Origin of the sequence: Micromonospora sp. RTGN7 (genome assembly GCF_033804645.1) — a bacterium.
Lineage (GTDB): Bacteria > Actinomycetota > Actinomycetes > Mycobacteriales > Micromonosporaceae > Micromonospora.
Genome location: NZ_JAPZLF010000006.1, coordinates 266118 through 278612 on the forward strand (window position 1 = coordinate 266118; position 12495 = coordinate 278612).

Annotated in this window: 8 protein-coding genes; all 8 read right to left on the minus strand. The window is 68.7% G+C overall.

The genetic code is table 11. The features are described 5' to 3' along the window. Window positions 1–439: 439 nt before the first annotated feature. The 8 genes from SNR22_RS11680 to rplK all read right to left on the minus strand — a co-directional run bounded on the left by SNR22_RS11680 (window position 440) and on the right by rplK (window position 12440). Window positions 440–808, minus strand: coding sequence for a hypothetical protein (locus SNR22_RS11680; RefSeq protein ID WP_320066604.1), 369 nt, complete (start codon window positions 806–808; stop codon window positions 440–442). Window positions 809–1313: 505 nt separating this feature from the next. Then, entirely contained in the window at window positions 1314–1682 is a 369-nt protein-coding gene (locus tag SNR22_RS11685; protein ID WP_320066536.1) for a hypothetical protein, read from the minus strand. 127 nt (window positions 1683–1809) lie between these two features. Further along, window positions 1810–5697: a DNA-directed RNA polymerase subunit beta' gene (locus tag SNR22_RS11690; RefSeq protein ID WP_320066537.1), complete on the minus strand. Its 3888-nt coding sequence runs from the start codon at window positions 5695–5697 to the stop codon at window positions 1810–1812. Window positions 5698–5792: 95 nt separating this feature from the next. Beyond that, window positions 5793–9224 carry a DNA-directed RNA polymerase subunit beta gene (gene rpoB / locus SNR22_RS11695; protein ID WP_320066538.1) on the minus strand — a complete coding sequence of 1144 codons (3432 nt, stop codon included), beginning with the start codon at window positions 9222–9224 and terminating at the stop codon, window positions 5793–5795. Window positions 9225–9800: 576 nt separating this feature from the next. Beyond that, window positions 9801–10187: a 50S ribosomal protein L7/L12 gene (rplL, locus tag SNR22_RS11700; protein WP_320066539.1), complete on the minus strand. Its 387-nt coding sequence runs from the start codon at window positions 10185–10187 to the stop codon at window positions 9801–9803. Between the two features lie 54 nt (window positions 10188–10241). Further along, the gene (rplJ, locus tag SNR22_RS11705; RefSeq protein ID WP_320066540.1) at window positions 10242–10787 is read right to left on the minus strand and encodes a 50S ribosomal protein L10; all 546 of its coding nucleotides are present in this window, start codon (window positions 10785–10787) and stop codon (window positions 10242–10244) included. Window positions 10788–11206: 419 nt separating this feature from the next. Continuing rightward, complete coding sequence (gene rplA / locus SNR22_RS11710) at window positions 11207–11923, minus strand: 50S ribosomal protein L1 (protein WP_320066541.1); 717 nt, start codon at window positions 11921–11923, stop codon at window positions 11207–11209. Window positions 11924–12005: 82 nt separating this feature from the next. Next, a complete protein-coding gene (gene rplK, locus SNR22_RS11715) occupies window positions 12006–12440 on the minus strand; it encodes a 50S ribosomal protein L11 (protein WP_320066605.1) in 435 nt (144 codons plus the stop codon). Between the last annotated feature and the right edge of the window lie 55 nt (window positions 12441–12495).

Below are 12495 nucleotides of genomic sequence, written 5' to 3' on the forward strand. Positions count from 1 at the left end.
GCCGGCCTGATGACCGGCTCTACTACATTCCGGCCAGGGCCGCCTCGCAGAGGCCCCGGCACCCGCGGTCGGGCGTGTCGCCCGATTCGCGGTCCCGATGCCGTCGCTTGCGCGCGCACCGGATTTCTGTCACCGGCACGCGATCGCGCGCCGGGTCTTTGGCTCTGCCGTGTCGCCGCGTGATCACCGGATTACCCGGGCCACCGCACGCACGAGTTGCCCGGGCAGGCCCAGGCACAAGGGGAAAGAGTACCTATCACAGCCGCACAGGTCAAAACGGAGAGGTCCCGGAGATCAGCGTCGCGTTCCGCCGGCCCAACCGTCGTGCCTGCCCATCCGCGATGAGCACCTACGGCACCAAGTGTAACGGCTCCCGTCGGCTACGCCCCGTCGCCCCCGGAGGACCCGAGCGGCCCGCGCCGCCGGTGGCCGCGCCGCGTCAGCCGAGGCCGAGGAGGAGCGCCAGCCCCAGACCCAGCAGGCTGAGCACCAACCCCGCCGCCCCGCAGCTGATCCCGGCCACCGCCAGGCCCCGACCGGTGAAGCGCACCGCGGGCGGCGGCGCGGGTCGGCGGATCTGTCGCGTGCCGAGCAGGCCGGTAACCACACCCGCCGCCCCGGCCAGCACCCCGAGGACGGCGAACACACCGGCGGCCCAGGCCCCCTGCGAGCCCGCAGTCGCGCCCAGACAGATCACCAGGAACGAGATCAGGACCGAGGCGATCCCGGCCACCAGGGAGCCGACCGCGAGCCCGGAGGTGACCGGGGGAACATCGAGGTGCACCACGCCGAACGGGGTGCCCGGCACCGGGTCGACCCGCTTCGGCGGCCGGGGAGCCTCCTTCGGCGGCGGGGGCATGCGTCCCCAGCCGGCGCCCGGGCTGCCCCAGGCACCGCCCCCGGGCGGACCCGGGTGCCCCGCCGGTCCCGGCCCGGGATACGCCCCGGCCGGCTGCCCGGACGAGGGAGCGTGCATCGGATATGCCCCGGACGAGGGAGCAGGCCTCGGATATGCCCCGGACGGCTGCCCGGACGAGACCGGACCGGCCCCCGGCCACGGGGCGGTGCGGGGCCCGGTATCCGCGTCGGCAGCCGGTCTGGCCCACGGGCTCTGCCCCGACGGTGCCGGGAACCCGGCCGGGTCCGGGAACCCGGCGGACTGCTCCGCCGGATCGCCCGAGGGCCGCGGCGATTCCGTCACGAGGGCCTCCTGTCGCGGGTCGGTGTCCACCGCCGCGCGACGGACACCGGCCAGGCTACCGCCGCCACCCAGCCCCCCGCGGGTGGGCGGGGGACCCATCCCCCGGGACGGGTCAGTCCATGTTCGGCGCGTAGTCGTGCCCGAACGGCTCCCCGGCCAGCCGGACCAGGCCGATCACCACCGCCACCACCACGGTCGTCGCGACCAGGACCAGCCCCGTCCAGGCCAGCCGCTCCCCCCGTCGCAGCCAGTCGCCGCCGGTGAGGAAACCCCCCGAGGCGTACGCCTGCCGGCGGGCCTGCCGGGCCAGCACGAGGGCAAGCGTGGCCGGCACCACCCCGCCGACGAAGATCCCGGTGAGCGCGCCCATCAGACCGAGGGCGAAGACCGCGCGGGCCTTGCTGGACCGGACCGGGTCGGGGTCGAGCGGATGGCGCGGTCCCCACTGCGCGACGGGCACCTGCCCGGGTGCGGTCGTCATGCCCACCATCATGCCCGCCGCCGGGCCGACCGCGGGAGCCGAGGAGACAACCGGGTCACCGCAACGATGGTCGCCCTGACGCGACGAGGCCCCCGGCAACTGCCGGGGGCCTCGTCGTTGTCACTGCTTAGCGGTACGACCCGAAGTCGAAGTCGTCCAGCGGCACGGCCTGCCCGCTGGCCGGCCCGAAGCCGTAGTCGGTCTCCGGGTACCCGGTCATCGAGTAGACCTTGGCCTTGGCCTCCTCGGTCGGCTCGACCCGGACGTTGCGGTACTTGCTGATGCCCGTACCGGCCGGGATGAGCTTACCGATGATCACGTTCTCCTTGAGGCCGACCAGCGAGTCGCTGCGCGAGTTGATCGCCGCGTCGGTCAGCACCCGGGTGGTCTCCTGGAAGGAGGCCGCCGAGAGCCAGGAGTCCGTGGCCAGCGAGGCCTTGGTGATACCCATCAGCACCGGGCGACCGGCGGCCGGCTCGCCGCCCTCGGAGACGAGTCGGCGGTTCTCCGACTCGAACAGTGCCCGGTCGACCAGCACGCCCGGCAGGAACTCGGTCGAGCCGGAGTCGATGACCGTCACCCGCTTCAGCATCTGGCGGATGATGATCTCGATGTGCTTGTCGTGGATGAGCACACCCTGCGAGCGGTAGACCTGCTGGACCTCCTGGGTCAGGTGGACCTGGACCGCGCGCGGGCCGAGGATGCGCAGGAGCTCGTGCGGGTCGATGGTGCCCTCGGTGAGCTTCTCGCCGACCTCGACGTGGTCGCCGTCGTGGGCCCGCAGTCGGACTCGCTTGGAGATCTTGTCGTAGACGATCTCCTCGCTGCCGTCGTCCGGCACCACGATGATCTTCCGCGACCGCTCGCCGTCCTCGATCCGGATCCGGCCGGGGGTGTCGGCGATCGGCGCCTTGCCCTTCGGGACCCGGGCCTCGAAGATCTCCTGGACGCGGGGCAGACCCTGGGTGATGTCCTCACCCGCGACGCCACCGGTGTGGAACGTACGCATCGTCAGCTGCGTACCGGGCTCACCGATCGACTGGGCGGCGATGATGCCGACCGCCTCGCCGACGTCCACGGTCTTGCCGGTCGGCAGCGAGCGGCCGTAGCACGCCCCGCAGACACCCAGCTTCGACTCGCAGGTGAGCACGCTGCGCACCCGCACCGTCTCCACCCCGGTCGCGACGATCCGGTCGACCCCGATGGAGTTGATGTCCTGGCCGCGCTCGGCCACGACGGTGCCGTCCGCTCCCTTGATGTCGTCCGCCAAGGTACGGGCGTGCACGCTGGTCTCGGCGTGCTCGTGGACGTACAGCTTGCCGTCGCGCCGCTCGCCGATCTGCATCGGGATGGCCCGGTCGGTGCCGCAGTCCTCCTCGCGGATGATGACGTCCTGCGACACGTCGACCAGACGACGGGTCAGGTAACCCGAGTCGGCGGTCCGCAGCGCGGTGTCGGCGAGACCCTTACGGGCACCGTGCGTGGAGATGAAGTACTCCAGCACGGACAGACCCTCCCGGTAGCTGGCCTTGATCGGCCGGGGGATGATCTCGCCCTTCGGGTTGGCCACCAGACCACGGATCGCGGCGATCTGCCGGAGCTGGAGCAGGTTACCGCGGGCACCCGAGTGGATCATCTTCCACAGCGGGTTCTCCTGCGGCAGCGCGGTGTCCATCTCCTTGGCGACCTCGTTGGTCGCCTTGGTCCAGATCTCGATGAGCTCGCCGCGACGCTCCTCGGCGGTCATCAGGCCACGCTGGTACTGCTTGTCGATCCGGTCGGCTTCCTTCTCGTACTTCTCCAGGATCTCCCGCTTGCGCGGCGGAGCGATGACGTCCTCCATGCCGATCGTCACGCCGGACCAGGTGGCCCAGTGGAAACCGGCCTCCTTGAGGCCATCCAGGGTGGCCGCGAGGGCCACCTTCGGGAAGCGCTCGGCGAGGTCGTTGACGATCGCGGAGAGCTGACCCTTGCGGATCTCGTAGTTCACAAAGCGGTAGCCCTGCGGCAGCGTCTCGTTGAACAGCACCCGGCCCAGGGTGGTCTCGACGGTGAGTGCGTCACCCTCGACCCAGCCCTCCGGCGCGGCCCACGGCTCGGTGCCGGCGCCGTTGTCGACCCCGACCAGCCCACGCAGGCGAATCTTCACCGGCGCCTGCAGGTGCAGCCCGCTGGCGTCGAAGGCCATCCGGGCCTCGGCGTCCGAGCTGAACGCCTGGCCTTCGCCCTTCTCACCGATCCGCTGGTGGGTGAGGTGGTACAGGCCGATGACCATGTCCTGGGTCGGCATGGTGACCGGCTTGCCGTCGGCCGGCTTGAGGATGTTGTTCGACGACAGCATCAGGATCCGCGCCTCGGCCTGGGCCTCGGCGGAGAGCGGCACGTGCACCGCCATCTGGTCACCGTCGAAGTCGGCGTTGAACGCGGTGCAGACCAGCGGGTGGATCTGGATGGCCTTGCCCTCGACCAACTGCGGCTCGAAGGCCTGGATGCCCAGCCGGTGCAGGGTCGGCGCGCGGTTCAGCAGCACCGGGTGCTCGCCGATGACCTCTTCCAGCACGTCCCACACGACGGGCCGCTGCCGCTCGACCATCCGCTTGGCGGACTTGATGTTCTGCGCGTGGTTGAGGTCCACGAGCCGCTTCATCACGAACGGCTTGAACAGCTCAAGCGCCATCTGCTTGGGCAGGCCGCACTGGTGCAGCTTCAGCTTCGGGCCGACCACGATGACCGAACGGCCGGAGTAGTCGACGCGCTTGCCCAGCAGGTTCTGCCGGAACCGGCCCTGCTTGCCCTTGAGCATGTCGGAGAGCGACTTGAGCGGGCGGTTGCCCGGACCGGTGACCGGCCGGCCGCGGCGGCCGTTGTCGAAGAGCGCGTCGACGGCCTCCTGGAGCATCCGCTTCTCGTTGTTGACGATGATCTCGGGCGCACCGAGGTCGATCAGCCGCTTGAGGCGGTTGTTCCGGTTGATCACGCGGCGGTACAGGTCGTTCAGGTCGGAGGTCGCGAAGCGGCCACCGTCGAGCTGCACCATCGGGCGCAGGTCCGGCGGGATGACCGGGACGCAGTCCAGCACCATGCCGAGCGGCGAGTTGCGGGTGTTCAGGAACGCCGCGACGACCTTGAGCCGCTTGAGCGCGCGGATCTTGCGCTGGCCCTTGCCGGAGCGGATGGTCTCGCGCAGGCTCTCGGCCTCGGCGCCGAGATCCATGTTCTGCACCAACGCCTTGATCGCCTCGGCGCCCATGCTGCCGGTGAAGTACTCGCCGAACCGGTCGCGCAGTTCCCGGTAGAGCAGCTCGTCGGTGACCAGCTGCTTCGGGTCAAGCTTGCGGAAGGTGTCGAGCACCTCGTCCAGGCGGTCGATCTCGCGCTGGGCCCGGTCGCGGATCTGGCGCATCTCGCGCTCTCCGCCCTCCTTGACCTTGCGCCGTACGTCCGCCTTCGCGCCCTCGGCCTCCAGCTCGGCCAGGTCGGCCTCGAGCTTGGCAGCCCGCTTCTCGATCTCCGAGTCGCGGCTGTTCTCGGACTGCCGCTTCTCGGCCAGGATCTCGTTCTCGATGGTCGAGAGGTCACGGTGACGCGACTCGGTGTCCACGCTCGTGATCACGTACGAGGCGAAGTAGATGATCTTTTCGAGGTCCTTCGGGGCCAAGTCCAGCAGGTAGCCCAGCCGGCTCGGCACGCCCTTGAAGTACCAGATGTGGGTAACCGGAGCGGCCAGCTCGATGTGGCCCATCCGCTCCCGGCGGACCTTGGAGCGGGTCACCTCGACGCCGCAGCGCTCGCAGATGATGCCCTTGAAACGGACTCGCTTGTACTTACCGCAGTAGCACTCCCAGTCCCGCTGCGGACCGAAGATCTTCTCGCAGAAGAGCCCGTCCTTTTCCGGCTTGAGCGTGCGGTAGTTGATCGTCTCAGGCTTCTTGACCTCGCCGTGGGACCACTGACGGATGTCGTCGGCGGTGGCGAGACCGATGCGCAGCTCGTCGAAGAAGTTGACGTCGAGCACTATGTCCCCTATGTCGTCGTCTGTACTGCTTAGCTATTGGGTGGGGTGGGGGGGGGGGGGGGCGCCCGCCCCCCCCCCCCCCCCCCCCGCCCACCTCAGACCTCTTCGACCGAGCTCGGCTCGCGCCGGGACAGGTCGATGCCCAGCTCCTCCGCTGCCCGGAACACCTCGTCGTCGGTCTCGCGCATCTCCAGGGCCACACCGTCGCTGGAGAGCACCTCAACGTTGAGGCACAGCGACTGCAGCTCCTTGAGCAACACCTTGAACGACTCCGGAATGCCCGGCTCCGGGATGTTCTCGCCCTTGACGATCGCCTCGTAGACCTTGACCCGGCCCAGGACGTCGTCGGACTTGATCGTCAGCAGCTCCTGCAGGGCGTATGCGGCGCCGTACGCCTGCATCGCCCAGCACTCCATCTCGCCGAAGCGCTGGCCACCGAACTGGGCCTTACCACCCAGCGGCTGCTGCGTGATCATGGAGTACGGGCCGGTCGACCGAGCGTGGATCTTGTCGTCGACCAGGTGGTTGAGCTTCAGGATGTAGATGTAGCCGACCGCGATCGGGTCCGGCAGCGGCTCGCCGGAGCGACCGTCGAAGAGCCGCGCCTTGCCGGAGGAACCGATCATCTGCTTGCCGTCCCGGTTGGGCAGGGTCGACGAGAGCAGACCGGAAATCTCCTCCTCGCGGGCACCGTCGAAGACCGGGGTGGCCACGTTGGTGTCCGGCGCGGACTCGTGCGCCTCGATGGAGCGCAGCTGGCGCTTCCAGTCGGCGTCGTCGCCCGCCACGCTCCAACCGGTCTTGGCCACCCACCCGAGGTGGGTCTCCAGGACCTGGCCGATGTTCATCCGGGACGGCACACCCAGCGGGTTGAGCACGATGTCGACGGGGGTCCCGTCCTCCAGGAACGGCATGTCCTCGATCGGCAGGATCTTGGAGATGACGCCCTTGTTACCGTGCCGGCCGGCGAGCTTGTCGCCGTCCTGGATCTTCCGCTTCTGGGCCACGTAGACCCGGACCAGCTCGTTGACACCCGGAGGCAGCTCGTCGCCGTCCTCGCGGGAGAAGGTACGCACACCGATGACCGTGCCGGTCTCGCCGTGCGGCACCTTCAGCGAGGTGTCCCGGACCTCGCGCGCCTTCTCACCGAAGATCGCGCGGAGCAGCCGCTCCTCCGGGGTCAGCTCGGTCTCGCCCTTCGGCGTGACCTTGCCGACCAGGATGTCGCCGGGGACGACCTCGGCACCGATCCGGATGATCCCGCGCTCGTCGAGGTCGGCGAGCATCTCCTCGCTGACGTTCGGGATGTCGCGGGTGATCTCCTCCGGGCCGAGCTTGGTGTCCCGGGCGTCGACCTCGTGCTCCTCGATGTGGATCGAGGTGAGCACGTCCTGCTGCACGAGGCGCTGCGACAGGATGATCGCGTCCTCGTAGTTGTGGCCTTCCCAACACATGAACGCCACGAGCAGGTTGCGCCCGAGCGCCATCTCGCCCTCGTCGGTGCAGGGACCGTCGGCGATGACCTGGCCGGCCTCGGCACGGTCGCCCTCGAAGACCACCGGCTTCTGGTTGACGCAGGAGCCGGAGTTGGAGCGGCGGAACTTGTGCAGCAGATACGTCCGGCGGTGGCCGTCGTCCTGGTGGATGGTGATGTAGTCGGCGCAGAGGTCCTCGATGACACCGCCGACCTCGGCCACGACCACGTCGCCGGCGTCGACCGCGGCACGGTATTCCATGCCGGTGCCGACCAGCGGCGCCTCCGCCTTGACCAGCGGCACCGCCTGGCGCTGCATGTTCGCGCCCATCAGTGCCCGGTTGGCGTCGTCGTGCTCGAGGAACGGGATCATCGCGGTCGCGACGGAGGTCACCTGCCGCGGCGAGACGTCCATGTAGTCGACGGCGCCGGGGAGCACGTCCTCGGTCTCACCGCCCTTACGACGACACAGGACCCGCTCCTCGGCGAAGGTGCCGTCCGACCTCAGCGCCGCGTTGGCCTGCGCCTTGACGAACCGGTCCTCCTCGTCCGCGGTCAGGTAGTCGACCTGGTCGGTGACCCGACCGTCGACGACCTTCCGGTACGGCGTCTCGATGAAGCCGAACGGGTTGACCCGGGCGAAGGTGGAGAGCGCGCCGATCAGGCCGATGTTCGGGCCTTCCGGCGTCTCGATCGGGCACATCCGGCCGTAGTGGGACGGGTGTACGTCGCGGACCTCGAAGCCGGCCCGCTCCCGGGACAGACCACCCGGGCCGAGCGCGTTCAGCCGGCGCCGGTGGGTCAGGCCCGCCAGCGGGTTGGTCTGGTCCATGAACTGGGACAGCTGGGACGTACCGAAGAACTCCTTGATCGCCGCCACCACCGGGCGGATGTTGATCAGGGTCTGCGGCGTGATCGCCTCGACGTCCTGGGTGGTCATCCGCTCGCGGACGACGCGCTCCATCCGGGACAGGCCGACCCGAACCTGGTTCTGGATCAGCTCGCCACCCGTACGGATACGCCGGTTGCCGAAGTGGTCGATGTCGTCGGCCTCGTAGCCCTCCTCACCGGCGTGCAGCCGGCAGAGGTACTCCACGGTGGCGACGATGTCGTCCTCGGTGAGCGTGCCGGTGGTGATCGGCACAGCCACTTCGAGCTTCTTGTTGAACTTGTACCGACCGACCTTGGCCAGGTCGTACCGCTTCGGGTTGAAGAAGAGGTTGTCCAACAGCGTCTGGGCGTTCTCGCGGGTCGGCGGCTCGCCAGGGCGGAGCTTGCGGTAGATGTCCAACAGCGCCTCGTCCTGGCCGGCGATGTGGTCCTTCTCGAGCGTGGTCATCATCATCTCGGACCAGCCGAACTTCTCGCGGATGCGCTCCGCGGACCAGCCGATGGCCTTGAGAAGGACGGTGACGGCCTGGCGGCGCTTGCGGTCTACGCGGACGCCGACCGTGTCGCGCTTGTCGACATCGAACTCCAGCCAGGCACCCCGGCTCGGGATGAGCTTGACGCTGGAGAGGTCGCGGTCGGAGGTCTTGTCCGGCTCCTTGGAGAAGTACACGCCCGGGGACCGGACGAGCTGGCTGACCACCACGCGCTCGGTGCCGTTGATGATGAAGGTGCCCTTGGGCGTCATCATCGGGAAGTCACCCATGAACACCGTCTGGCTCTTGATCTCGCCGGTGGTGTTGTTGGTGAACTCCGCGGTGACGAACAGCGGGGCGCAGTAGGTCAGGTCCTTCTCCTTGCACTCCTCGATCGAGGCCTTGACCTCGTCGAAGCGCGGTGCCGAGAAGGAGAGCGACATGGTGCCGGAGAAGTCCTCAATAGGACTGATCTCCTCGAGGATCTCCGCGAGACCCGAGCGTGCGTGCGGGTCGTCCGCCGACCGGCCCTGCCAACCCTCGTTGCCGACGAGCCAGTCGAAGGACTCGTTCTGAATGGCGAGGAGGTTGGGGACCTCGAGATGTTCGGTGATCCTGCCGAAAGAAACTCGGCGGGGAGCGAAAGCGCTCGACGTACGACTGGTCTTCGCAGGGCGGGAAGCTGCCAAGATGCGTCCTTCCGAGGACCGGTGCTGCAGAACGGCTGGTACGCGTGCACTCCAAAGACCCCACCAGAAATATCCGCAACCGGACATTTCCGCGCAGGGGTCAAGACGGAAGGCAGCGCAAACTAGCAGTGTAGCCGAGAGGCTAACCGCTGTCCAGCCCACCCCGCAGGTCGTCGCGGAACGTGCCCTCGGGGCCCCCGGATCGGGGGCCTACTCGGGCCGCTCGGAACGCGGCTAACCCACGGAACCGCTCAGGCGCGGCGGCCACTGGTGACGCCGCTGCCATTACCCAAGAGGTGGCCGTTGCAAGCGCGGAAGGTCTTGCTGGTGTCAGCGTGCCTGGCAGCCCGGGGCCGCGTCAAGGGCCGGTCTCGTCCACGACAGGTGTTTCCCAGCCATGGGAGACCCACCGGCACGGCCGCCCGGCCGGGCGAAAGGTGTCCCCGCCCTGCTTACGCCGTTGCCGCGCGTTCCAGAACGAACACGGCGGGCGACGATCCAAAAATTGGATCGTCGCCCGCTGCGCAGGAACCGCCCGGCTCGAGCGAGCCGGTTGCGCACCCGGTTTCACCTCAATTACTTGAGGGTGACCTTGGCGCCTTCGCCCTCGAGCTTGGCCTTGGCCTTCTCGGCGGTCTCCTTGTTGACCTTCTCCAGGATGGCCTTCGGCGCGGCCTCGACCGCGTCCTTGGCCTCCTTGAGACCCAGGCCGGTCAGCTCACGCACGACCTTGATGACCTGGATCTTCTTGCCACCATCGGCCTCGAGGACGACGTCGAACTCGTCCTTCTCCTCCTCGACCGCGGCGGCCTGGCCACCCGGGCCGGCCGGGCCGGCAAGGGCGACCGGCGCCGCTGCGGTGACCTCGAAGGTCTCCTCGAACTGCTTCACGAACTCGGAGAGCTCGATCAGCGTCATCTCCTTGAACGCGTCGAGCAGCTCGCCGGTGCTGAGCTTCGCCATATCTGGCGTCCTTTCCTAATGTTTGACTAAGAACGTGGGTGCGCCGGGAGGGCCTCAGGCCGCCTCGGCGCCCTCCTTCTCGCGCTTGTCCTGCAGGGCTGCCGCCAGACGGGCGGTCTTCGACAGCGGGGCCTGGAACAGGGCCGCGGCCTTGCTCAGGTTGCCCTTCATCGCGCCGGCCAGCTTGGCCAGCAGCACCTCGCGGGACTCCAGGTCGGCGAGCTTCGTGACCTCGGCCGCGGTGATGGCCCTGCCCTCGAAGACGCCGCCCTTGATGACGAGCTTCGGGTTGGCCTTCGCGAAGTCGCGAAGACCCTTCGCCGCCTCGACGACGTCGCCCGAAACGAAAGTCAGCGCGGTAGGACCGGTGAACAGCTCGTCGAGCCCGGAGATTCCCGCGTCGGCCGCGGCACGCTTCGCCAGCGTGTTCTTCGCGACCGTGTAGGTGGTCTCCTTGCCGAGCGAGCGCCGCAGCTGGGTGAGCTGGGAAACCGTCAGACCACGGTACTCGGTCAGCACCGTAGCGCCCGCGTTGCGGAAGCTGTCGGTCAGCTCACCAACGGCCGTGGCCTTGTCGGCCCGGATCGGCTTGTCCGCCATGTCCCTCCTCTCTCGTTGCTCCAGGCTGGTCCACCGGGAAGCCAGTGGGCTTCCGCGGTACCGGAGGTGGACCACCACAACGAGAAAAGCCCCGGCGCAGGGCGCGCGGGGCGAGGGCCGGCTGGTTTCGCCGCAGTCGGCGGACCACGGAATAGCAGCCGAGTTTCGCTTGCCGCCCTGCGCGGGTCGCCCGTTGAAGCGGGACCTTCGACCGTGCCGGAGCACGGTGACCAGCGGTCTCTGGGTGGTACTTCGCCGTAAGGTTACGCGACCCGCCCCGTGACCACCAAATCGCCTCCGGGTGTGCCCGGTCACTGCCCGGACGTTATCCCACCGCAGGGCCGCGAGCCTGCCACCGCCGACAGACGGACGAGGGCCCCGCCACAAGTCGTGGCGGGGCCCCGTCGAGGCAACCGTGCTCAGCCCTCGGCCGAGCCCTCCTGGAGGTTCTTCACCAGGTTCGGGTCGATCGGCACGCCCGGGCCCATCGTGGTGGCGAGGGTGACCTTCCTGAGGTACTTACCCTTCGCCGCCGACGGCTTCGCCCGCAGCACCTCGTCGAGGACCGCCGCGTAGTTGTCCACCAGCTGGGTCTCGGAGAACGAGGCCTTGCCGATGATCAGGTGGAGATTGGAGTGCTTGTCCACCCGGAAGGTGATCTTGCCGCCCTTGATTTCCGAGACAGCCTTGGTGACGTCCATGGTCACCGTGCCGGTCTTCGGGTTCGGCATGAGACCGCGCGGGCCCAGGATCCGCGCGATCCGGCCGATCTTGGCCATCTGGTCCGGCGTGGCGATCGCCGCGTCGAAGTCGAGCCAACCGCCCTGGATCCGGGCGACGAGCTCGTCGGTGCCCACCTCGTCCGCACCGGCGGCCACGGCTTCCTCGGCCTTCGCGCCGGCGGCGAAGACGATCACGCGGGCGGTCTTACCGGTGCCGTGCGGCAGGTTGACCACGCCGCGGACCATCTGGTCCGCCTTACGGGGGTCGACGCCGAGGCGCATGGCGACCTCGACCGTGGCGTCGAACTTGGCGTTGGTGGTGTCCTTGGCGATCTTGACAGCCTCGGCGGGGGTGTAGAGCTTCGACCGGTCGATGACCTCGGCGGCCTTGCGGTAGGTCTTGCTGCGCTGCATTTCGGGTTACTCCTGTGGTCTCTGGCGGGCCGCGGCGACCGCGGGCCCTCCCACTAACTGATCGGGAAGCGGTGAGGCGAGGTCACTCGCCGACAGTGATGCCCATCGACCGGGCGGTGCCGGCGATGATCTTCTCAGCCTGCTCGATGTCGTTGGCGTTGAGATCGGCCATCTTCTTCTCGGCGATCTCCCGCAGCTGCACGCGGGTGACGGAGCCGACCTTCTGGCTCTGCGGCACGCCGGAACCCTTCTCGACGCCGGCGGCCTTGATCAGCAGCCGGGCGGCGGGCGGGGTCTTCAGCACGAAGGTGAAGGAACGGTCCTCATACACGCTGATCTCGGCGGGGACGATATCGCCCCGCTGGGACTCGGTCTGCGCGTTGTAGGTCTTGCAGAACTCCATGATGTTCACGCCGTGCTGGCCGAGCGCAGGGCCGACCGGCGGGGCCGGCGTGGCCTGACCCGCCTTCAGCTGAAGCGTGAAAGTCTTGACGAGCTTCTTCTTCTTCGGAGGCATGTCTCTTCCTGGGGCTTGGCGCTGGTAAAGGTGCCGGCCGAGGGCGCGCACGGTC

Excerpts from the sequence above, each read along its gene's own strand:
- SNR22_RS11685 (WP_320066536.1), bottom strand. The coding sequence starts at position 1,682 with ATGACGACCGCACCCGGGCAGGTGCCCGTCGCGCAGTGGGGACCGCGC.
- rplK (WP_320066605.1), bottom strand. The coding sequence starts at position 12,440 with ATGCCTCCGAAGAAGAAGAAGCTCGTCAAGACTTTCACGCTTCAGCTG.
- rplL (WP_320066539.1), bottom strand. The coding sequence starts at position 10,187 with ATGGCGAAGCTCAGCACCGGCGAGCTGCTCGACGCGTTCAAGGAGATG.
- rplJ (WP_320066540.1), bottom strand. The coding sequence starts at position 10,787 with ATGGCGGACAAGCCGATCCGGGCCGACAAGGCCACGGCCGTTGGTGAG.
- rplA (WP_320066541.1), bottom strand. The coding sequence starts at position 11,923 with ATGCAGCGCAGCAAGACCTACCGCAAGGCCGCCGAGGTCATCGACCGG.